The organism is Rhizobium sp. BK379 (assembly GCF_014193955.1).
Taxonomy (GTDB): domain Bacteria; phylum Pseudomonadota; class Alphaproteobacteria; order Rhizobiales; family Rhizobiaceae; genus Rhizobium.
Genome location: NZ_JACIAD010000009.1, coordinates 271,182 through 293,064, shown reverse-complemented (window position 1 = coordinate 293,064; position 21,883 = coordinate 271,182). Strand labels below are relative to the sequence as shown.

At 60.3% G+C, this 21,883-nt stretch carries 21 protein-coding genes and 1 tRNA gene; 8 read left to right on the top strand and 14 right to left on the bottom strand.

The features are described from left to right. Positions 1-6 precede the first annotated feature (6 nt). Positions 7-405 (bottom strand): PilZ domain-containing protein, encoded by a 399-nt coding sequence (locus tag FHT93_RS31520; protein ID WP_112544768.1) that lies wholly within the window; start codon positions 403-405, stop codon positions 7-9. A 182-nt stretch (positions 406-587) separates the two neighbouring features. Then, positions 588-989: a DUF2177 family protein gene (locus FHT93_RS31515; RefSeq protein WP_113212425.1), complete on the bottom strand. Its 402-nt coding sequence runs from the start codon at positions 987-989 to the stop codon at positions 588-590. Positions 990-1,144: 155 nt separating this feature from the next. On the opposite strand from FHT93_RS31515, the gene FHT93_RS31510 reads away from it, so the two are divergent. Beyond that, complete coding sequence (locus FHT93_RS31510) at positions 1,145-1,591, top strand: host attachment family protein (protein ID WP_112544766.1); 447 nt, start codon at positions 1,145-1,147, stop codon at positions 1,589-1,591. 69 nt (positions 1,592-1,660) lie between these two features. Here FHT93_RS31510 and FHT93_RS31505 read toward each other — a convergent pair whose 3' ends face one another. Then, a complete protein-coding gene (locus tag FHT93_RS31505) occupies positions 1,661-1,999 on the bottom strand; it encodes a hypothetical protein (protein WP_113212526.1) in 339 nt (112 codons plus the stop codon). 369 nt (positions 2,000-2,368) lie between these two features. On the opposite strand from FHT93_RS31505, the gene FHT93_RS31500 reads away from it, so the two are divergent. Both FHT93_RS31500 and FHT93_RS31495 read left to right on the top strand, forming a co-directional pair. After that, the gene (locus FHT93_RS31500) at positions 2,369-2,809 is read left to right on the top strand and encodes a glyoxalase superfamily protein (RefSeq protein ID WP_113013887.1); all 441 of its coding nucleotides are present in this window, start codon (positions 2,369-2,371) and stop codon (positions 2,807-2,809) included. Positions 2,810-2,846: 37 nt separating this feature from the next. Continuing rightward, entirely contained in the window at positions 2,847-4,214 is a 1,368-nt protein-coding gene (locus tag FHT93_RS31495; protein WP_183851093.1) for an MATE family efflux transporter, read from the top strand. Between the two features lie 52 nt (positions 4,215-4,266). On the opposite strand, the gene FHT93_RS31490 is transcribed toward FHT93_RS31495, so the two are convergent. The 8 genes from FHT93_RS31490 to FHT93_RS31455 form a co-directional block, all read right to left on the bottom strand. Next, complete coding sequence (locus tag FHT93_RS31490) at positions 4,267-4,431, bottom strand: hypothetical protein (RefSeq protein ID WP_183851091.1); 165 nt, start codon at positions 4,429-4,431, stop codon at positions 4,267-4,269. An 85-nt stretch (positions 4,432-4,516) separates the two neighbouring features. Then, positions 4,517-5,350, bottom strand: a complete 834-nt coding sequence (locus FHT93_RS31485) for an AraC family transcriptional regulator (protein WP_112967933.1) — start codon at positions 5,348-5,350, stop codon at positions 4,517-4,519. A gap of 50 nt (positions 5,351-5,400) precedes the next feature. Next, entirely contained in the window at positions 5,401-5,646 is a 246-nt protein-coding gene (locus FHT93_RS31480; RefSeq protein WP_113013890.1) for a DUF1127 domain-containing protein, read from the bottom strand. A gap of 91 nt (positions 5,647-5,737) precedes the next feature. Then, entirely contained in the window at positions 5,738-6,535 is a 798-nt protein-coding gene (gene iolB, locus FHT93_RS31475; protein ID WP_183851089.1) for a 5-deoxy-glucuronate isomerase, read from the bottom strand. Between the two features lie 170 nt (positions 6,536-6,705). Beyond that, the gene (gene iolE, locus FHT93_RS31470) at positions 6,706-7,623 is read right to left on the bottom strand and encodes a myo-inosose-2 dehydratase (RefSeq protein ID WP_112967937.1); all 918 of its coding nucleotides are present in this window, start codon (positions 7,621-7,623) and stop codon (positions 6,706-6,708) included. A gap of 66 nt (positions 7,624-7,689) precedes the next feature. Beyond that, positions 7,690-9,540, bottom strand: coding sequence for a 3D-(3,5/4)-trihydroxycyclohexane-1,2-dione acylhydrolase (decyclizing) (iolD, locus tag FHT93_RS31465; RefSeq protein ID WP_112967938.1), 1,851 nt, complete (start codon positions 9,538-9,540; stop codon positions 7,690-7,692). 25 nt (positions 9,541-9,565) lie between these two features. Beyond that, positions 9,566-11,500, bottom strand: a complete 1,935-nt coding sequence (gene iolC, locus FHT93_RS31460) for a 5-dehydro-2-deoxygluconokinase (RefSeq protein ID WP_183851087.1) — start codon at positions 11,498-11,500, stop codon at positions 9,566-9,568. 93 nt (positions 11,501-11,593) lie between these two features. Next, positions 11,594-12,466 carry a MurR/RpiR family transcriptional regulator gene (locus tag FHT93_RS31455; RefSeq protein ID WP_112967940.1) on the bottom strand — a complete coding sequence of 291 codons (873 nt, stop codon included), beginning with the start codon at positions 12,464-12,466 and terminating at the stop codon, positions 11,594-11,596. A gap of 208 nt (positions 12,467-12,674) precedes the next feature. Between FHT93_RS31455 and FHT93_RS31450 the strand changes: the two genes are divergently transcribed. The 3 genes from FHT93_RS31450 (at position 12,675) to FHT93_RS31440 (ending at position 15,324) form a co-directional block, all read left to right on the top strand. Further along, the gene (locus FHT93_RS31450; RefSeq protein WP_183851085.1) at positions 12,675-13,790 is read left to right on the top strand and encodes a Gfo/Idh/MocA family oxidoreductase; all 1,116 of its coding nucleotides are present in this window, start codon (positions 12,675-12,677) and stop codon (positions 13,788-13,790) included. Positions 13,791-13,875: 85 nt separating this feature from the next. Then, on the top strand, positions 13,876-15,093 hold the full coding sequence (locus FHT93_RS31445; protein WP_183851084.1) for an FAD-dependent oxidoreductase: 1,218 nt from the start codon (positions 13,876-13,878) through the stop codon (positions 15,091-15,093). A 141-nt stretch (positions 15,094-15,234) separates the two neighbouring features. Continuing rightward, positions 15,235-15,324, top strand: a tRNA-Ser gene (locus FHT93_RS31440). A gap of 145 nt (positions 15,325-15,469) precedes the next feature. Here FHT93_RS31440 and FHT93_RS35740 read toward each other — a convergent pair. Next, positions 15,470-15,805, bottom strand: a complete 336-nt coding sequence (locus tag FHT93_RS35740) for a hypothetical protein (protein WP_112544754.1) — start codon at positions 15,803-15,805, stop codon at positions 15,470-15,472. A 718-nt stretch (positions 15,806-16,523) separates the two neighbouring features. Between FHT93_RS35740 and FHT93_RS31435 the strand changes: the two genes are divergently transcribed. Further along, positions 16,524-17,567 (top strand): porin, encoded by a 1,044-nt coding sequence (locus tag FHT93_RS31435; protein WP_112967967.1) that lies wholly within the window; start codon positions 16,524-16,526, stop codon positions 17,565-17,567. A gap of 129 nt (positions 17,568-17,696) precedes the next feature. On the opposite strand, the gene FHT93_RS31430 is transcribed toward FHT93_RS31435, so the two are convergent. After that, a complete protein-coding gene (locus tag FHT93_RS31430) occupies positions 17,697-18,590 on the bottom strand; it encodes an alpha/beta hydrolase (RefSeq protein WP_183851082.1) in 894 nt (297 codons plus the stop codon). Positions 18,591-18,653: 63 nt separating this feature from the next. Continuing rightward, positions 18,654-20,732 (bottom strand): lytic transglycosylase domain-containing protein, encoded by a 2,079-nt coding sequence (locus FHT93_RS31425; RefSeq protein ID WP_183851080.1) that lies wholly within the window; start codon positions 20,730-20,732, stop codon positions 18,654-18,656. Between the two features lie 216 nt (positions 20,733-20,948). Between FHT93_RS31425 and dapA the strand changes: the two genes are divergently transcribed. Further along, on the top strand, positions 20,949-21,833 hold the full coding sequence (gene dapA / locus FHT93_RS31420) for a 4-hydroxy-tetrahydrodipicolinate synthase (protein ID WP_018115603.1): 885 nt from the start codon (positions 20,949-20,951) through the stop codon (positions 21,831-21,833). Positions 21,834-21,883 lie beyond the last annotated feature (50 nt).

Here is a 21,883-nt window from a genome sequence, read left to right as displayed (position 1 = left end):
TGCGGCCTAGACGCGGGGGCTGTTGCGGCGTGCGTTGATCGCTTCCATATTGCCGATCATGAAGTCTGCGCGCACTACCTTGCGTAGAACCTCCGGCTCCATGAGGTTGATGAAGCGAACGCCGATGCGCTCGTGATGGCGGTAGACCTCGGCACAGCCGATGCGGTACGCGAGCCCAAGAATATTCAGATAATAATGTTTGGGCAGACCGGCCGTAGTCGACACGACAAAGGTCGCGCCACCCTGGGAAATGTCGAGAATTTCGGCGCTGCGCATCGAAATCCCGGTAAGGCAGGGGCGAACGGCCACGATACGGGCCGGTCGTTTGACGTTGAACTCCTCCCAGCGAATATCGTAGACAGCCGACTTCACCGTGGCGAGGTGCGTTGCGCGGAGCATTTCCATTTCGCATTCTCCGTCAGGCAGTTCAAAATGTGGAGCAGTTCGAATTTCAGGCTGTTCGACAGAGAGGCTCACACGAATGTTTTTCACATTCGTCAAATATGAAACTACAATTTTAACGAGTTTCAAATTTGTGCGTTAGCGGCACATCTATTGTGCCCTCTTGGGAATAAACTTGTCGTCGCTCAGGCCAGCAATCTTGCCGCGCAATAGCCCCCGGCAGCGCTAAATGCCGTCAGAAAGGTTCCCCAGGCCATATCCACAAGGCTCATCGCGAGCGGCCAGTTCTTCAATGTCGACAAATTCGTGATGTCATAGGTGCCGTAAGCCGCCAGTCCCAAGATGGCACCATAGAGAAGCGTTGTGCCGATCGAGCCGCCGGAAAGCCCCGGCAAAACCGCAAGTACGACGATCGCGGCCGTGAAGAACAGATAGAAAAGCGCCGCGATACCGAGGTTCGGCGCGGGAAGCATCAGCTCGCCCAACTGGTCGCGATAGAAGGTGCGGGCGACGATGCCGAGCCATATGGCGTCAACAACGGCAAGGGTGAGAAGGCAGCCGGCATAGGCAATAAACGCAGTTTTCATCGTCTTTCATCTCCCGCTTTGCCCGTTCTACGCCATGGCCCGCCTTGCGGATCGCCGTTGATTCTTTTTGCACGGATTTTTCCCGAACTCTTTCATTTGCCGGGCGTTTTCTCTTTGCGATGTGCTGCTTTCAATAATGAAGTGAGGAAACTGAAATGACTGATGTCAAAGTTCCCTGGGAATCCTGGGTCGTCGTGTGCGATGGGGCAAAAGCCCTGATAATGCAGAATGCCGGCGATGCCGAACTGATGAACCTCCAGGTCCGTGAAACTCTTACGCAGCCCAATCAGCCGACGCGCGAGCTCGGCACCGACAAGCCGGGTCGCGCCTACGCCCCGGATGGGCTCAGCGGCAGCGCCATGGAAGAGACCAACTGGCAGGACCAGGCCGAAGCCGACTTTCTGAAGGAAGTTGCCGTGAAGCTCGACGAGCTCGTACACGAAAAGGAGGCAAGCCGTATCGTGCTGGTAGCGCCTCCGCGTGCGCTCGGCACGTTGCGTCCCAATCTCAGTGCCGATGCGCAGGCGGCAATCTCGGCCGAAGTGGCGAAGGATTACACCAATCTCCCCGTCGACCAGATCGAGCGGCATCTCGCCGCCTGATCGTCACAAGCCATCGCTCTTTGAAACGCGGGTCACACGGCCCGCGTTTTTATGCGGCCGGATTGGGAATCAGAGGCTGGTTTCGAAGCTCAACCGCAGCACGTGATGCAGGAATTCGGGGTTCAGCAGCATGTTGAAGCTGATGGTCACGAACTCGTCTTCGCGCTTGACCACGGTCGCGCCGATCTCGTCGTGGATGCCGAGGATTTCAAGGAAGAAATTCTGCGGCACTTCCAGGTTGGGGCTGACTTCCAGCAGCGCGCCGGCAAGCGTGATGGTGCGGATCAGGCAGCGCACTTGCGTGCCGGTGCTGAGGTGATGGCCGACGAAGATGATATTGCCGGGCCGATCGAGGTTGAATTCTCTGTAAGCCTGTTCGGGCTTGGGATGTTCTGTGTCGAGGTGCATCTGAAAGGCCATGTCAGCCTCCGCTTGTTGTACGATCTGACTTTAACGCAGGATTGCTCACATCTGCTGAACAATATCTTTAAAATTGAAAGCTTGTGCAAAATCTAACGGCATAACGCTTTTATCGTCGGCAATATTGTTCAGAATCTGCCCATTTTTTCGCCAAGCCTGTGCCGATCTTGACTTGGCATCCGTCGTCGCGCATAGAGAAGCCGGTTCGAGGCACCGGCCGCTCGCGGATGAAGATCCATGGTGAAGCCCTCGCGATCATGGTCACAGCCACTGTGCATGCTGACTGACGGCAATGCGAGCCCCCCTGACAGTCGAATGGCATGCTTTTGAAAGGCTGACTCCATGACTCGTACCACCATGACTATGGCCTATCCGCCGGTTGATGAACTGAAGGCCCAGGCAAAGCGCCTGCGTCAGGCCATGACCGAACGCGGCAGCGAGATCACCCACGCCGCCGCCCTGGAACTGATCGCCCGCCAACATGGCGTCCGCGACTGGAACACGCTCTCCGCCCTTGCTGCCAAGCCCAATGACAAGCCTGCGTCGCCGATCTTCGTCGGCGCGCATATTCGCGGGCGTTACCTGAACCAGCCTTTCACCGGCAAGGTTCTCGCATTGTCGGCTGTCCCGGGCAGCGAGTTCTACAGGATCACCATCCATTTCGATGAGCCTGTCGATGTCGTGACCTTCGAGAGCTTCTCGGCCTTCCGCCAGCGCGTTCATGCTCAGATCGACGAGAATGGCGTCTCGCCGCGCAAGACCTCGAACGGTCTGCCGCATCTCGTTCTCGATATCTGACAGCCTGATCGTTGCCCGCAACACCCGGATTCCGTCCATGACTTCAAATTCGCAAACGAATGCATTCCTGACCGGCTCGCTGCCTTCGGTCTTTGCCCGCACGGCGCTGCCAATCATCCTGATCACCACCATCAACGGCCTCTTTGCCGTGGTGGACGCCTATTTCCTTGGCGCCTACGTCGGGGCCGGTGCGCTTTCCGCCGTCACCCTTATCTTTCCCGGCCTGATGATGCTGGTGGCCCTGCAGTCGCTCGTCTCGAACGGGATGGCGAGCATCCTTGCCCGTGAACTCGGCGCCGGCAATCGCGATGCCGCCCGCCGCACCTTTGCGGTCGCCCATGTGCTGGCAATCGCCGTCGTGCTTGTCATCAACGCGATCTACTGGACCGTCGGCTGGCGCATCGTCGACAATGCCGCCGCAGGCGATCTCGCCGTTGCCGAAAATGCCCGCGCCTTCATCGGCATCATGGTCGGTGCCGCACCCGTCGCCTTCTTCCTGTCGCTGAATATCGATGCCCTGCGCAGCGAAGGCCGGATCGGCTTCATGACCATGGTGATGCTTGCCGCCACGGCACTCAACATCGTCGCCAACTGGTTCTTCATGGCGATCCTGCAATGGGGGGTGGCCGGCTCGGCGCTGGGCTCGGTGCTGGCGCAGGCGATCTGCCTTGTTGCCGTGCTGATCTATCGCTGGCGCAATGCGCGCGCACTTCGTCCGGCATCCCGCTTTCCGCTTGCGGACTGGCGGCCGATCCTGGCACTTGGCGCGCCGATGAGCCTCGGCTTCATCGGCATCTCGCTCTGCTCTGCAGCCGTCATCTTCAACCTGTCGATCTGGGGCGAGGGCGATTATGTCGCGACTGTCGGCGCCTACGGCATCATTACCCGTGTCATGACGGTGGCTTACCTGCCGCTACTCGGCCTCAACATCGCCTTCCAGACGATTTGCGGCAATAATTATGGGGCAGGCCTGTCCGAGCGCGTCGGCCGCAGCCTGCAGATCGCGCTGGTCGCAGCTCTCGTCTACTGCGCCGGCGTCGAGATAACGGTCGAACTATTGGCAAGCCGCCTTGGCCATGTCTTCGTGGCCGACCCAGTCGTCATCGCCGAGGTCTCACGCATCCTGCCCTGGACGGTCGGCGCCTATTTCCTGTTCGGCCAGATGATCGTCCTGTCAGGCTATTTCCAGGCGATAGGCGATGCCAAGCGTGCGGCGATCTTCGGCCTGTCGCGCGCCTATCTCTTCACCCTGCCGCTGACTTTCCTGCTGCCGCATGCCTTTGGGGAGATGGGTATCTGGATGGTGCCGGTCTTTGCGGAAGCTTGCATGTTCCTCCTCGCCTTTGCCGTCCTTTCGCGCAATGCAAGGCGGCTCGGCTGGCGGTACGGGTTGCTGCCTGCTTGAGGGCAGAGTGGAAAAACGAAGAAGGCCGCGCCTTTTTGGGCGCGGCCTTGTTTCAATCCTTCGCTGCTGCAGGTGCGGATGCGGTGGCAGCCTCCGCTTCCCCGAGCGCCTGGGCGCATTCCTCGCAGCAGACCTCGACGGTCTTTCCGCCAAGCTTGACGCTGATGGTATCGGCTCCGAGTTCGCAGTCGCAGGCAGCGCATGTGGTCTTCTTCATCTGTCATCCTCCGTTGGGTCCCCGTCAGGGGCGGGATCATAAGACCACTGGTGGCCCTTCATCGCTGTCGAATTCTTTAGCGATTTCAGGCCCGCAGTCGCGTGGCACGCTGGAACTCCGCCGGCGTCTGGCCATAGGCCTGGCGGAAGGATGCGGTGAAATGGCTGTGGCTGGAAAAGCCGAGATCGAGGCCGAGCGCTGTCAGGTCCTCATACTCGCCGAGAAGATCGAGTGCGCGGGCAAGGCGAAGCCGAAGCTGGTAGCGATAGAGCGGGGTTGCCTCCACCTGCTGGAAGACCTGTGTGAGATAGACAGGCGAAACGCCTACTTCCGTTGCGATTTCGGCAAGCGTCCAGCGCCGCGCGAGATCGGAGGAGAGAACGAGCTTTGCCCGGTCGACAAGCTTCTGTCGACCGGCACTCGCACCCGCTGCATGCGAGGTGCGTTCGCCGAGCGAACGGCGCACGAGAGTGAGCGCCAGCGTTTCCGCTTCCAGCGTCTCGGCAACACCCCGGCGCAGCCCATGGCGAAGAAGCGCGACAAGCGCCTGCGCCCGCGGATCGATGCGCCGGCGCTGGCGCTTGAAACCGAACAGCTCGCCGGCCTGCACCTGATCCCTGGGCGCGAGTTCGGCCAAAAGGGATTCGTCGATTGAAAGATCGATGCAGGCATCGCCGCCCTCGACGGGATGGCTGATGCGATAGCCTTGGCCGGCGTTGAAGAACAGCATCTGGTTGGCTTCCGCCACCGTGTCGGTGCGCCCGACATGACGCATGAAGACGCCGCGATAGGGATAGACGAGGCTCGTCTTGTGGGCGCATTCCTCGTCGCTCTTGTGACGGCATTCGCCATTGCAGACAATGTCGCGGATCGCGACAGTCTTCGTCTTCAAGAGCAATGCGGTCGAAAATTGCGACATCGGTCTTTCCGGATTTTTGCGCGGCGAGTGCTGCCCGCCGCTGCACCCTATCACAATCCCTTGTTGCGCCAGTAGTGGCTTGAGATATGCACGTCGCTTTCGATCTGGCCGCGAGAAAGACCGATATCCTTGAGCTGATCGTCGGACAACTCCATGACGGCGCTGCGACTGCGCCGTTCGGCGAGCTTGCGTCCTATCAACCGAAAGCCCGTAACGAGACTTGCAAGAAGCCGGGACTGTCTGCTTTCCGTCCGGCGGGTAGTCTCGGCATAAACTGTAAGGCTAGAGCCGCGCATGGTGTTCCTCCATCCATTGCGTTTGAATGGGAGGATTGAACCATCTGCGCGGCTCGCCCGCTGTCAGATTATTTAGCGATCTGCGGCCGGATCAGGCTTTCAGCAGCCATTCGTGTTCCGGCGCATTGTAGAACTTCCAGACACGCTTCGGCCCCGCCATGACATTGAGATAATAGAGATCGTAGCCATGCGTTGCCGCGCACGGATGATAGCCCTTCGGCACCAGCGTCACGTCGCCGTCTTCGATGGCCATCGCCTCATCGAGCGAGCGGTCGTCCGTATAGACGCGCTGGAAGCCGAAACCCTGGGGCGGATTGAGGCGGTGGTAATAGGTCTCTTCCAGCATGCTCTCATGCGGAAGATTGTCCTGATCATGTTTGTGCGGCGGATAGGAGGAGGTATGACCGCCGGGCGTGATGACCTCGACGACGAGCAGCGAATGCGCCGAGCTATCGTCTTCCGGCATGATGTTGTTGACATGGCGCACATTCGTGCCCTTGCCGCGGGTCAGCGGCGGGTGCGTGCCGGGCGGAATGGCTTTGGCCTCATAGGTGCCGCCGCCGGGGGCGGAGCAGACGGCAAGCTCCAGATCCGTCTCGGCCGTCACCGACCATGTCGATTCCATTGGAATATAGAGAGCATGCGGCGCGCCGTCGAAAGGGCTCATGCGCTCGCCGAGCGTACCGAAATCCCTGGTGCCGGCCGAAGCCTTGCCTTTGCCGCTCACCCAGACGAGGCAAACTTCGCGTTCGCCTGTCTCTCCCGATGCCGTCTCGCCCGGCTTTAAGAGATACATGTCGAAGCCGACATAGGTCCAGCCGGCGCTTTCGGGCGTCACATGCGTGACGCGGCCGGTCTTGCCTGACGGTTTTACCTTGAGGTTTGGCATTGGTGTTTCTCCTCCTGAATTGGTGGGTGCGGCCCCCTCATGCGGCTGCCGCCACCTTCTCCCCGAGGGGGAGAAGGGATACGCCGCGCCCGCCTCTTTTCCCTTCTCCCCCAGGGGAGAAGGTGCCCGAAGGGCGGATGAGGGGGCTCCGGGCTCCAGCAGTTTTGTAGTTACCCTTTCGGGAAACCTTCGGTCTCCACCGTATAACCAGCCGCCGTCATGACACGCATCAATTCGGCATGACCGATCTCTGCCATCTTCTGCGGCGGCGCCTTGCGCGGATCCTGCTCGGCCTCGACCACGAACCAGCCTTCATAACCATAATCGGCGAACCGCTTGACGATGGCGCCGAAGTCGAGCGAGCCGTCACCCGGCACGGTGAAGGCGCCAAGTGCCACTGCATCGAGGAAGGACTGCTTGCTGCGATCCAGCCCGTCGACAACGGCCTTGCGGATGTCCTTCACATGCACATGGTTGATGCGAGCGTGGTGATTGTCGATCGCGCGCAGCACGTCGCCGCCGGCAAAGGCCAGATGCCCGGCATCGAGCAGCAGCGGAATGCCGGCGCCCGAATTCTTCATGAAGGCATCGAGCTCCGGCTCGGTCTCGACGACAGCCGCCATGTGGTGGTGATAGGAAAGCGGCATGCCCTGCTCGGCGCACCATTCGCCGAATTCGGTGACACGGCGCGCATAGGCCTTCATCTCGTCATCGCCAAGCCGCGGCTTGGTGGCGAGTGGCTTGGAGCGGTCGCCCTGGATCGAGCGGCCGACTTCGCCATAGACGATGCAAGGCGCATTGACCGCCTTGAAAAGTTCGATCATCGGCGCGATGCGGTCCTTGTTGGCCGCAAGCTCCTCATTGACAAGCGTGCCGGAGAACCAACCGCCGCAGAGCGTCACGTCGGCGGCGCGCAGAATGGGCAGCATCTCCTGAGGATTGCTCGGGAAACGGCGGCCCTGCTCCATACCGGTAAAGCCGGCAGTGCGGGACTGGCGCAGGCATTCTTCAAGGGACACGTCGTCGCTGAGTTCAGGAAGGTCGTCGTTCCACCATGCGATGGGCGACATGCCGAGTTTGGCCTTCATCGATAGTCTCCTTAAATAGAGTGCGGAGGAGCGCTGCCGCTCCTCCGGAAAATGATAGCAATTGGATCAGCCGACGCGCTGGGCGGCGCGTGCCTTGACATAGGCCTCATGGGCCTTGTTGACCTCGCCGCGCGGGCTGACTTCCGGCACCGCCACATCCCACCAGTGACCACCGGCATCCGTCGTGATCAACGGGTCGGTATCGATGACGAAGACCGAGGTGCGATCGTTCTTCTTCGAATCGGCGATCGCCTGTTCCAGTTCGGCGATGGAGGAAACCTTCACTGCAATCGCGCCCATCGCTTCCGCATGCGCGCGGAAATCGATCTCGGGCATGACCTCATGATAGGAGTCCTTCAACAGGTTGTTGAAGTTGGCGCCACCGGTTGCCATCTGCAGGCGGTTGATGCAGCCATAGCCTCTATTGTCGAGCAGTACGATATTCAGCTTGAGGCCGAGCATGACCGAGGTCGCAAGCTCGGAATTCAACATCATGTAGGAGCCGTCGCCGACCATGACGACGACGTCCTTTTCCGGATGAGCCATCTTGGCGCCGAGGCCGCCGGCAATCTCATAGCCCATGCAGGAGAAGCCGTATTCCATGTGGTAGCTGCCGGGGACGGTGGCCGGCCACAGCTTGTGCAGTTCGCCCGGCAGGCCGCCCGCCGCACATAGCAGCGTCGTCTTCTCGCCGCCGATGGAACGAACCACGGCACCGATGACCTGCGCGTCGGAGGGCAAGGCGGCATTGGTGGTGGCCATGGCCTTGGCGGCAGCCTCCATCCAGACGTTCTTTTCCTTCGTTGCCTTCTCGGCAAGCGCTGCTGGCGCTTTCCAGCCGGAAAGGCCTGACGAAAGTGCCTTCAGTCCCTCGCGCGCGTCGGCGACAAGCGGATGGCTGTCATGCTTCAGCGCGTCATAGGCTGCGATATTAAGGTTGAGCAGCTTCAGGCCTTCGTTCTTGAAGAGCGCCCAGGAACCGGTCGTGAAATCCTGGCAGCGCGTGCCGACGGCAATCACCAGGTCGGTTTCCTCGGCAATAGCGTTGGCAGCCGATGTGCCGGTCACGCCGACGGAGCCAAGCGCCAGCGCATGACGCTCGTCGATCGCCGACTTGCCGGCCTGGGTGACGACGACGGGAACGCCATGCACCTCCGCGAAAGCCGCAAGCTCCTTGGTCGCCTGCGAATAGAGTACGCCGCCGCCGGCAACAATGACCGGCTTCTGCGAAGCCTTGATCAGAGAAATGGCATTGGCAAGCTCATCGGCATCCGGCTGCGGACGGCGCACCGTCCAGACCTTCTCTTCGAACAGGCTTTCCGGATAATCGAAGGCTTCCGCCTGAACGTCCTGGCAGAGCGACAGCGTCACAGGGCCGCAATCGAGCGGATCGGTCAGCACCTGCATGGCGCGCTTCAGCGCCGTGATGATCTGTTCCGGCCGGGTGATACGGTCGAAATAGCGCGAGACCGGGCGGAAGGCATCATTGGCCGATACCGTGCCGTCGCCGAAATCCTCGATCTGCTGCAGCACCGGATCGGGCGCGCGATTGGCGAAGATATCGCCGGGCAGGAAGAGCACCGGGATGCGGTTGACATGCGCCACGCCGGCAGCCGTCACCATGTTCAGAGCACCGGGGCCGATCGAGGTCGTGCAGGCCATGAAACGCTGGCGGAAGCTCGCCTTGGCATAGGCGATAGCCGCGTGGGCCATGCCCTGTTCGTTATGCGCACGATAGGTCGGCAGTTCCTGGCGCACCTGATAGAGTGCCTCGCCCATGCCGGCGACATTGCCGTGGCCGAAGATCGCCCAGACGCCACCGAAGATCGGCACCTTTTTGCCGTCGACGATGGTCATCTGCACTTTAAGGAAATGCGCGACGGCCTGCGCCATCGTCAATCTTACCGTCTTGCCCATCGGGCGCCTCCCAAATTCACTCTACTTAGTTGAGACCGCGCGTTTTCAGCCAGGCCTCTGTCAATTGCTTAAAGCGACCGGCCATATCGGCAATCGCTTCCTCGTCGTTGATCTTGCCCGAAAGCCAGCCGCGCGCCGCATCGGCAAAGATCGTGCGGCCAACCGCAAAGCCCTTGACCGAGGGTGCAGCCAGCGTCGCCTCGAAACCCTTCACCAGTTCGTCGGCGGGAGCTTCTAGCCCCAAAAGCACGATACCGCGGCACCATGGATCATTTTTGGCAATGACGGCATCGATCTTTTTCCAGGCGCCGGTTGAGGCCTGCGGCTCAAGCTTCCACCAGTCCGGCTTGATGCCGAGCGCGTAGAGTTCTTCCAGCGCCGTCGACACCGTATCGTCGGTCAGCGGCCCGTTCTTGCTGCAGATGATCTCCACCAGCAGCTCGCGGCCGACCTTGCGTGCGGCTTCAAAGAGCGTGCGCAGTTTTTCCTGCTGTTCCTTCTTCAATTCCGCCGGATCGTCGGGATGATAGAAACACAGGCACTTGATGCAATGGTCGAGCGGCCATTCTACCAGCTGCGATCCGATATCCTGGCTGAATTCGAAACGCAGGGGCTTGGAGCCCGGAAGCTCGACCGGCCGGCCGATCCAGGTGAAATCCTTCTTGGCCGCGTCGAAGAAGGCGTCACGGCCGAAGCGCTCGTCGATCAGCATGCCGTAGCCGGTCCGGCCGTCAGCAACGCGGGAAGCAGCTTCTACCGCCAGGCGCTTGAAGGCGACGATCTGCTTATAATCGATGCTGAGCTCGTCGCAGACAGCGGTTAGCTGCGAACGATGGTCGATGGCGAGCGCCATCAGAAGCGGGATGTCGCCCTTGCGGGTCGAGGCCCAATGGATGTGGTTGATCGCTTCGTCCTTGCGAAGCGCGCGGTGTTTGCTGCCGTTCTTCAGGAAGAAGTCGAGCTCCGCCCAGGTCGGATATTCCGGCGAGCAGAGCAGGCGGGAAACGGCAAAGGCGCCGCAGGCATTCGCCCAGGTGGCGCAGGTCTTCAGCGGTTCATCCTTCAGCCAGCCGCGCAGCAGGCCGGACATGAACGCATCGCCCGCGCCAAGCACGTTGAACACCTCGATCGGGAAGCCATCGCCGACAACGCCGTCTTCCAGATTATCGCTGATCGGGCCGTCATAGACGATGCAGCCCATGGCGCCGCGCTTCAGAAAGATGGTCGCAGGCGAAAGGCGGCGAATTTCTTTCAATGCACCGAGAACGTCATCCGCACCCGATGCAATCAGGATCTCTTCTTCCGTTCCGACGATCAAGTCGCAATCCGGCAGTGTCTCCTTCATCTTCGAGGAGACGCGGTCCGACTTCACATAACGCTCGAAGCCCTCGGCATGGCCGGCAAGGCCCCAGAGGTTCGGCCGGTAATCGATATCGAAAATCACCTTTCGGCCATTCGCCTTGGCAAGCCGGATCGCCTTGCGTTGCGCGGCCTCCGTATTCGGCCGGGAGAAATGCGTGCCCGAGACGAGCACTGCGCGCGAGGATTTGATGAAATCCTCGTCAATATCGCCTTCGTCGAGTGCCATATCGGCGCAATCGGAACGATAGAAAATCATCGGCGAGACGCCCTCGGCCTCTACCGCTAGCAGCACAAGTGCCGTCAGCCGATCCTTGTCGGTCTTGATGCCTTTCGTCTCGACGCCCTCGCGCGCCGACTGCTCAATGATGAAGCGCCCCATCTGCTCGTCGCCGACGCGGGTGATCAATGCCGATTTCAACCCGAGCCGCGCCGTGCCGATCGCGATATTGGCCGGGCAGCCGCCGACAGATTTCGCAAAGGAACCGATATCTTCCAGCCGCGAACCGATTTGCTGACCGTAAAGGTCGACGGACGAGCGGCCGATAGTGATCACGTCGAGTGTCGGCTCCGGCTGTGAGCCCGGATTCGATTGTGCCATGATGTCCTCCCGCTAGATTTTTACGCGGCCTGGACCGTCCGCGAATTTTGAATAATGAAACATCGGTTCCGTCTGTTTGTCAATTCGGAATGTTTATTCCATTTTTGTCTTCACGGGTTTTGCGTGCTGTAATTTGCGTCGCCGCTCGGCAATGGCAACCGGCAGCGCCATGGTGAGCGCCATAGAGGCCGACAATGAACGGAAGCCGGCGAAATCGGCCTCGGCTATTTCGAACCAGTGCGTCGCGCAGGCGGCCAGCGGCGAGAAGGCCGAATCGGTGATCGCAATCACCGGCACGCCGCGATCGGCAAGCTCCTGGCTCTGGATGAGGCTGTCGGCCGCATAGGGCGAAAAGCTCGCCGCAATCGCCGCATCGCGCGGCGTAGCGAATTGCACCATCTCCGGATCGACGCCGTTTGGCGAGGCGACGATCTGATGGCGGATGTTCAGTTTGGAAAAGGCGTAGGTCATGTGTGCCGTCAGCGGATAGGAGCGCCGCTTGGCGATGAGATAGATGGTCTCCGCCGCCGCCAGGATATCGACGGCCTTCGCAAACGTGTCCGTCTGCACGGTCGCCGCAAGCCGGTTCACCGACTGGCTGGCGGCCGAAATGAAGCCGGTCAGCAGCGTCGCATCCTCGTCATCCCCGCCGGACTGTTCCAGCGTGACGAGGCGTTCCTCATAGCTCAGCGTCCGGTCACGCAGCCGCTCGCGAAAAATGCTCTGGAGATCGGAAAAGCCCTCATAGCCGAGGTGATGGGCGAGGCGTACCAGCGTGGAGGGCTGGACCTCCGATGCTGCGGCAATGCTGGCAGTCGTGCCGAAGGCGATTTCATCAGGATTGCCGAGCGCAAAGGCGGCCACCTGCGCCAGCCGCTTCGGCATGTTCGCCTTCCGCTCGATGATCGTACTGCGCAGGCTTTCGAAATCGCGCGGCACGCGCGCTCTTTGGGGGTCACTATCCATGCTGACGGCTCAGAAGATGAAACAAATATTCCATATTTCGGAGCATAAACGATTTCGACGAAGGCGCCTAATTGTTTTTAATAGTCTGAAAATCAAGGGTTTTAGACAATTTTGAGAAGACCGACATGAAAAGATGGATCAGCACCTGCTTGTCAAAATGATCCAAATATTCCAAAAATTCCCGCGGAGTTGAGGAGGAGACCCTGACATGAAGCCACTCGGCATAGGTTTGATCGGCACCGGTTATATGGGCAAGTGCCACGCACTCGCATGGAATGCGGTGAAAACGGTCTTCGGCGATGTCGAGCGCCCGCGTCTCGTGCATCTTGCCGAAGCCAATGCCGAGCTGGCAAGCACCCGCGCCGGGGAGTTCGGCTTCGAGAAGGCGACGGCCGACTGGCGGGCGCTGATTGCGGATCCCGATGTGGACGTCGTCTCCGTCACCACACCCAATCAGTTCCATGCCGAAATGGCGATCGCCGCCCTCGAGGCCGGCAAGCACGTCTGGTGCGAAAAGCCCATGGCGCCCGCCTATGCCGATGCCGAGCGCATGCTTCAGGTGTCCAGACAATCCGGCAAGGTCGCAGTGCTCGGCTACAATTATATCCAGAACCCGATCATGCGGCATATCAAGGCGCTGATAGGTGAGGGCGCGATCGGCTCCGTCAATCACATCCGCGTCGAAATGGACGAGGATTTCATGGCCGATCCTGATGTCCTGTTCTATTGGAAGAGCGAGCTTTCTGCCGGTTACGGCGCACTCGACGATTTCGCCGTCCATCCGTTGTCGCTGCTCTGGTATCTCTTCGGCCATGTCGAAGCTGTCACCACGGATATGGTCAAACCCTATGCCGATCGCCCGGTATCGGGCGGCGGTCGCCGCGCGGTCGAGAATCATGATGCGGCCAATGTGCTGATGCGTCTCGGCGGCGGCATCTCGGCAGTGCTGATGGCAAATCGTGCCGCCTGGGGGCGCAAGGGCCGTATAGCGCTGCAGATCTACGGCTCGAAGGGTTCTATTCTCTATGATCAGGAGCGCATGAACGAATTCGAGCTCTATCAGGCCGAAGGACGCGGCTCGGAGCAGGGCTTCCGCAAGATACTGGCGGCACCCGCCCATCAGCCGTATGATCGCTTCATCCCGGCCCCCGGTCACGGTCTCGGCTTCAACGATCTGAAGATCATCGAATGCCGGGAACTGATCCGGGCGATTTCCGGGGAGCCGGCGTCTATCGTGACATTCGAAGACGGTCTCAGGATAGAGAAGTCGGTTCATGCCATGGCACAGTCTTTCCATGAGCGCCGCTGGATCGAGATCGGCTGAAGCAAGCCTTCGCTTCCGTTGACGGCGTTTGGGGCAGGGGATAGGCCTTGTCCCGGTTGAATGGCTGATATTCGGGAGTGGTATCGTGACGGACAGACTGGTGATCATCGGCGCGGGGCAGGCAGGCTTCGCATTGGCAGCCAAGCTGCGTGCGCTGAAGGACGAGCGTCCGATTACGCTGATTGGCGCCGAAGACGTCCTTCCTTACCAGCGCCCGCCTCTGTCGAAGAAGTATCTGCTCGGCGAGATGGCCTTCGACCGCTTGCTGTTCCGTCCCGAGCATTGGTATCCCGACAATAATGTCGAAATCCGCCTTTCGACCTGGGCCGAGCAGATCAAGCGCGAGACCAAACAAGTCCTTCTGCAGGACGGCTCCATTCTCGATTATGGCACCCTGGCGCTTGTGACCGGCTCCACACCCCGCCGCCTGCCTGCCGCGATCGGCGGCGATCTGGAAGGGGTCTACGTCGCTCGCGACAAGCGCGACGCCGACCTGCTTGCCGGCGAAATGCGGCCCGGCCGCCGTGTGCTCATCATTGGCGGCGGCTATATCGGTCTCGAGGCGGCGGCCGTCGCCCGCCATCTCGGCCTGGAAGTGACCGTCATCGAAATGGCCGACCGGATCCTGCAGCGTGTCGCTGCCAGTGAAACCGCCGATATCATGCGTGCGATCCATAAGAGCCATGATGTGACGATTCGCGAAAAGACCGGCTTGAAGCACCTGATCGGCCGGGATGGCCGCGTGACGGGCGCCGAGCTTTCCGACGGCGCCATCATCGAAGTGGACTTCGTGATCGTCGGCATCGGCGTCGTGCCGAACGACCTTCTGGCGAAGGAGGCCGGGATCGAAGTCGGCAATGGAATCATTGTCGACGAATTTGCCCGCACATCCGACCCGTCGATCTATGCGGCGGGCGATTGCGCCAGCCTGCCCTGGCAGGGCGGCCGTATTCGGCTTGAATCCGTGCAGAACGCCGTAGACCAGGCCGATGCCGCGGCCGCCGTCATCGCTGGCGGCAACGAACCCTACGACCCCAAGCCCTGGTTCTGGTCGGACCAGTATGACGTGAAGCTGCAGATCGCCGGCTTCAATATGGGCTACGACGACACGCTGCTGCGTCCAGGTTCCCGTGAAGGAGCAAGCTCGGTCTGGTATTTCCGCGAGGGCAAGCTGATCGCCGTTGATGCGATCAATGATGCCAAGGCCTATGTGACGGGCAAGAAGATGCTTGAATCCGGCATCAATCCTGACCGCGCAATCCTGGCCGATCCTGCGGCCGACCTGAAGCAACTCCTGGCATGAGCGGATAGGGGTTTGATCGCCTCTGCGGTCGATTCAGTTTTGAACTGTCGTCGTCGCGGTTGCGATCTGCGCAAAGGGCGTGTGAAAAACTTCAAAAAAAGCTTGATCGTACCGGGGAATACCCATATCAGGGCTCCCACCGGAGAGGTGGCCGAGTGGTCGAAGGCGCTCCCCTGCTAAGGGAGTATACCAGGAATGGTATCGTGGGTTCGAATCCCATCTTCTCCGCCATCTATCTTCCTATCGATGAAGTCAGATGGATGGCAGCCGGTATCAGACCAGCCATAACATTCACCAAGACACGATTGTTGTTGGCTCATCGGGCAGGGCAACGTTGAAGGCCGCGCCCGGCGATATGGCCGACAGGTGTCGCCGGCTAGAAATGAAAATACAAACTCACGCCTGACCGCGGACGGTAGCCGTAATAGTCGCGGTAGCCGCCGTAATAACCCCGATCGTAGTACCGCGGGTACCTGTAGCCGTAGCGGGGATATCTGTAGCATCTGTCATAATATCCGCAGGAACGGTAGGCGTACCGGTGGTTCCAGTAGCGATCCGCGCGCCAATGCCGATGGCCTCGATATCTGACTTGCTCGACATTGCCGATCTGCACTTGCTCTGCTCTCGGCACGAACATCGGAGCCGCGTTTAGCGGTGGGGCGAAAGATGCAGCCAGGACGACGGCTGCGAGTGCTGATGATAGCTTCCTCATCGACGTATCCTTCCAAGTTTTCAGCTTGGGCCTCCGGGCGTGAACCTCCGATGAACAGCTTCATCGATCGAATGGCCCGGATTCACCGCCCGGTCAGCCCCGTGTTGGATCGAGTGGCGATCCAGTCCACCTTCGTCCCTTCCGCCGTTTCCTCCGTTGCGAACGTCGCGGTCTTTCGCGAGCGTCTCCCCGTGTCTGTGTCAATTTTCTCTGTTCTGAATTCTCCCTGTCGTCTGCCTCGTTCCAGAATCGCGACGGTCGGCCGGCCGAATCGCGCATGAGAATCGATCGCCTCTCGTCGGCTAAAACTGAAATCGGTTTCGATTCTTGTGTTGGCGAGCTTTGCGCCGGTTGTCAGGCAATCATCGCAAAAAGCTGAATCTGGCGGGAAAATGGTGTCATTTTGGCACGATTGGGCGCTGCCGCACCTTATGAAACTCCAATAAACGTCGGGAAAATAAGCGATTTCTTAATAAAGCCTAAACAAACGGCCGGCCCGTTGCCCAACTTGTGGCCTTTCAGCAACAGGGTTCCGGTAAGGCTTTCGTAAACCCCTCTTGAACACAAGTTGGTGATTGCGTGACAGCCGCCGTCTTGTATTTTCACCCTCGGAAGCAAGGGCCTGACCGCCCGACTTCTTCAAACACCCGGGGGTAGGGCAGGGAAACGCTGTAAGGCGTGATCTTACCTCCGAACGAAACTTGAATTGGAGGTCATTATGAACATCAAGAGCCTTCTTCTTGGCTCTGCTGCCGCTATGGCAGTAGTTTCCGGCGCTCAGGCTGCTGACGCTATCGTTGCAGCCGAGCCGGAACCGGTTGAATACGTTCGCGTCTGCGACGCTTACGGCACCGGCTACTTCTACATCCCGGGCACGGAAACCTGCCTGAAGATCAACGGTTACATCCGTTTCCAGGTTGACGTCGCTCCGAACGCAAGCTCGATCGGCGCTGGCGGCGGCGGTTCTGTTCCGAACGACTCGGATTGGGATGCTCGTACGCGTGGTCAGGTTCAGTTCACGGCTAAGAGCGATACCGAATACGGCCCGCTCACCGGCGTAATCGTTATCCAGGCCAATGCTGACAACGCTTCGGCTCAGAAGACGCAGCTTGACTCTGCTTACCTCGACATCGCCGGCTTCCGCGCTGGTCTGTTCTACTCCTGGTGGGACGATGGTCTCTCCGGCGAAACGGACGATATCGGCTCCCCGGTCACCCTGCACAACTCCATCCGTTATCAGTATGAAACCGGCGACTTCTACGCTGGTATCAGCGTTGACGAACTGGAAGACAGCCCGTTCTACGACGGTGAAACCCCGAACAACTGGGGTGTAGCAGTTGGCCTCGGTGGCAAGGCTGGTGCCTTCACCTACCAGGTCACTGCTGGTTACGACACCGACAACGAAGAAGGCGCTGTTCGCGCTATGGGTACCGTTGCAATCGGCCCGGGCACGCTCGGCCTCGCAGCAGTCTACTCGACCAACCCGAACGCCTACTACAACAAGTCCGAATGGGCAGTTGCTGCCGAGTACGCCCTCAAGGCTACCGACAAGCTGAAGCTGACCCCGGGCGTACAGTACTACGGCCACTACGGCATCGTCGGTGACGAATTCAACGACGACAACGATGCCTGGAAGGTTGGTCTGACGGTTGACTACCAGATCGTAGACAACTTCTCCGCTAAGGTTTCGGTTCAGTACCTCGATCCGGATGGTGCTGACGACGTAACCTCGGGCTACTTCCGCCTGCAGCGTGCATTCTAATCTGATCTGACTTCGGTCATTCAGGGAAGCCCGGCTCTTGAGCCGGGCTTTTTGCATTTCATGCCGGAAGACCGATCTGTGGTGCAGCCTGGAAATAGATGAACCCCGAGGGAAACGAGGTAAGCCGGATCAGCCGAATTTGCTGACAAACATCCTGATCGTGTGCGGAATATCGCCAAGATGCAGAAGCGGCGCATGACCTTGGCCCTTTGCGGTGATCTGCAGCATATCAGGATGCCGCTTCGCCATTTCATCCACCGTCCCCCGCGATAGCAGGCTCGAATTCTCTCCCCTGATGAGCAGCAGCGGTATGGCGCCCAGGTTCTCGAATTGCGGCCAGAGATCGGGCAGGGGATTGTCGAAATCGATTGTTTTCAGCTGCTCGGCAATGGCCGGGTCGTAGTCGGCGACGGGTACGCCATTCTGCTCCCGATAGATGGCATGCGCCATGCTCTCCCAGTCGGTGAGACCGAGTGCCGGAAAAGCACCTGCGTGATCCTCCCTGAGGACATCTGCCGCCTCGCTCCAGCTTTGAGCTTTGCGATCACGGTTGAGATAATCCCGGATCGCCATCAGTCCGGGCGGCTGGATGACGGGGCCGATATCGTTGAAAATGACGCCGGCGAGCAGTTCCGGCTTCATTTCCGCCAGCAGATGCAGAATCAGTCCGCCGCGCGACGTGCCGATGAAGATGGCGCGCTCGATGCCGAGTTCAGCGCAGCCGGCAATCACATCGCCACATTCGACGGCGAGATTGTAGTTCGCCTTGTTACCATCCCGATCGGACAGCCCGCGTCCGCGATAGTCCAGGGCAACGACACGTCGCGGTGAAACCGTATCCCGCGATAGGATCAGTGCGAGTTCATGGAAATCCCGGCTGTTGCGGGAAAGACCCGGCAGGCAGACGATCGGCAGCCGATCAGGCTCTTTGTCAGCCAGTTGGTAGCTACGAGCGTAGAGCCTCAGCCCATCGGTCGATCTATAGAATTTTTCCGTAAACCCGCTTGTGACGGCGTCGCCCATGACATCTCCATCCATTTGTCGGAAGGAGATGTAGCCTGCTTTCGGCAGGTCTGCCAATGCGCCTCAAGTCGCGCTGCGGCCCCCGATGAGATCGCGCTCGATATCAGGAGTCTGCCCAAGGCGTGCCTTGTAGACTTCATAATTCTCCATCACCCGCTGCACGTAGTTGCGCGTCTCGGGGAAGGGGATGCGCTCGATCCAGTCGACGATCTCGTCGACCGGCTTGCCGCGCGGATCGCCATAGCGGCTGATCCATTCCGGCACGCGCTTGGGTCCGGCATTATAGGCGATGAATGTCAGGATGTAGGAGCCGCCGAAGGCATCGATCTGCTCGCCGAGGTAATGCGCGCCAAGCGTTGCATTATAGCCTGCATCAGCCGTCAGCTTGTCCTTGGAATAGGTGATATTGTGCCGCTTGGCGACCGCCTGGGCCGTGCCCGGCAAGAGCTGCAGCAGGCCGCGCGCATTGGCCGCGGAGACGGCGGCCGGATTGAAGGCGCTTTCCTGGCGGGCGATTGCATAGGCAAGCGCCTTTCCCGAACCGGATATATTCGCGTTCGCCGGAATGACGCCGACCGGGAAGGCAAGCGCTGCGACATCGATGCCGCGCCCATAGGCGATCTTGCCGATCTGCAGTGAGAGATGATGGTCGCCTGCCTGCTCGGCCTTGGCTGTCAGGATTGCCAGTTCACCAGGGCTTTGAATCTGGTCGGCAAGTGCCAGGTAGAGGGCTGCCGCACGCCAGCCGTGACCGGCCGATTCAAGCCGCCCGATCGCCTGCACCGCCTCGCGCTGCTGCAGGTTCTGCCGGTCTGCCGTTGTCGGCGAGGGATAGGTGACGTTGAGGGTTTTGCGCCCGAGCCGCTCGGCCGCCAGCTGTCCGTAGAAAGTGCCCGGAAAATTCGCGGCCTTTGCGAAAAATTCGCTGGCCTTGCCCGGCCCGCCGGCTTCCGCGGAGCGTCCGAGCCAATACCAGGCGCGGGAAACGGAAAGCGGGCCGTTCGAAACCTGCAGGATCTGGCGGAAATGCGTCTCGGCCGTCGTCGGGTCTTGCAGTCCGCGCAGCGCATACCAGCCGGCATGGAATTGAGCTTCGACTATATCTGTCGGCACCGTCGCGACGGAGGCGGAAACGATCTGATAGGCGGCCTTGAACTGTCCCTGGTCGACGAGGCCACGGCTGATGATCCGCTGCTCGTTCCACCATTCACCGGAGTTCATCAGTTCGCTGCGGTCGCGCGGTATCTGCTGCAGGAGCTTGGCAGCGTCGAGATACTTGTCCTGCTTGCGCAGATATTCGATGCGCGCGAAGAGATAGCCCGGATCGCTGCGCCACTTAGCATCGACCGCGTTCAGCAGCGCGCCGGCGTTGCCCGCACTGGCGCCGACGGCAGCCCAGGCCTTGTAGAGCGACTGCGCCTGGCCCATGTCGCCGAAGCGCTTGGCCTGTGCCACGCGGCCGCGATACATAAGGTAGTCCATGCGCGTCTTGTGATCGGCTGCGGTCAGCAGGCCGGCGAATTCCGCCAGGATCTTGTCTTCGGTTGCCTTGTCGAGCACCTGACCGCGCCAGATCTTGCCGATATATTTCGTCGCCTGCGCAGATTTGCCGGTCGCCACCAGTGCACGCGACATGATCATTGCGCCCTGCGGCGTCTCCGGCGTCGTATCGCCGAAGGCGTTCAGAACGGCTGCAGGAGCCGGGTTTTCGTCATAAAGCGCGCGCTCGGAATTGCCGCGCAGACGCTCGAGGCCTGGCCAACCCTTCAGCTCGTCCGAAGCGCTGGCGATCTCATAGGAGGGGACGCCCTTCAGGCCGGATGTGGCGATTGCCCAGGTCAGGATGTGGCGATCGAGCGTTCCTGCCGCCATGGTGTTGCGGATGGCGAGTGCCTGTTGCGGATCCTTGTTGGAGAGCGCATCCAGGCCTGCCTTCAAATTGCTGTTGACCGGCGCGATGGCTCCAGTGCGCGGAATGGAGCCGGTGGTGATTGCCTCGGGGAAAGACGCCGTCTCCGGCACGAATCCAAGCGGCTTGACGGCAGGCACGGGGGCGCTTTCGCCGGGGAGCTGCGATGCAGCGCTGCCCCAGGCCGCAGCGATCAGGCCGAAGGCGGACAGGATCAGAACGGCTCTCTTCATCCGGATGACTCGCAACGAAAACATGCCCCTCAATTTGGCTGGAGGCATCTTAACGAAACCTTACCGTATCGGGTAAAATTCATTCACATTTGCTATCGGAATTTGCCCTAAACCGACCTATGCGCGCTTGTCGCGGCCTTTTTGCCGCTCTATGGTGCGCAACTCTTATTCATGGAATGCGGCTGAAGCAAGGATATCGGCCGTGAGGAGCTTTGCATGTTCAATGGGTCCATCCCCGCGCTCGTAACCCCCTTCACCGATGCCGGCCTGATCGACGAAGACAGCTTCGCCGCTCACGTTGCCTGGCAGATCGGGGAAGGCAGCAAAGGTCTCGTTCCGGTCGGTACGACCGGCGAGTCGCCGACGCTGTCGCATGCCGAGCACAAACGGGTGGTGGAGCTCTGCATCGAAGTTGCGGCCAAGCGCGTGCCTGTCATGGCCGGCGCTGGCTCGAACAATACGCGGGAAGCGATCGAACTTGCGCAGCATGCGCAAAAGGTCGGCGCAGATGCCGTGCTGGTCGTCACGCCCTATTACAACAAGCCGACGCAGAAGGGCCTGATCGCCCATTATTCCGCGATCGCCGAAGCCGTCGATCTGCCGATCTATATCTACAACATCCCCGGCCGTTCGGTCATCGACATGACGCCGGAGACGATGGGTGCGCTTGCGAAGGCCCACAAGAATATCGTCGGCGTCAAGGATGCGACCGGCAAGATCGAGCGGGTCTCCGAACAGCGCATCACCTGCGGCAAGGAGTTTCAGCAGCTTTCGGGTGAAGATGCGACGGCGCTCGGCTTCAACGCCCATGGCGGCGTGGGCTGCATCTCGGTCACGGCCAATATTGCGCCGCGCCTCTGTGCGGAATTCCAGGCCGCCACGGCCGAAGGCAATTACGCCAAGGCTCTGGAACTGCAGGACCGGCTGATGCCGCTACACAAGGCGGTCTTCATGGAGCCCGGCGTCTGTGGCGCGAAATACGGCCTGTCGAAGCTCGGTCGTATGAGCCGCACGGTCCGCTCGCCGCTGATGTCCTCGCTGGAGCCTTCGACCGAAGCGGCAATCGACGCCGCGATGCGTCACGCTGGCTTACTCAACTGAGGCTGCACGGCCCTGCGTCTTCACAAAGCCGGGCCGTCCCCTTACATAGA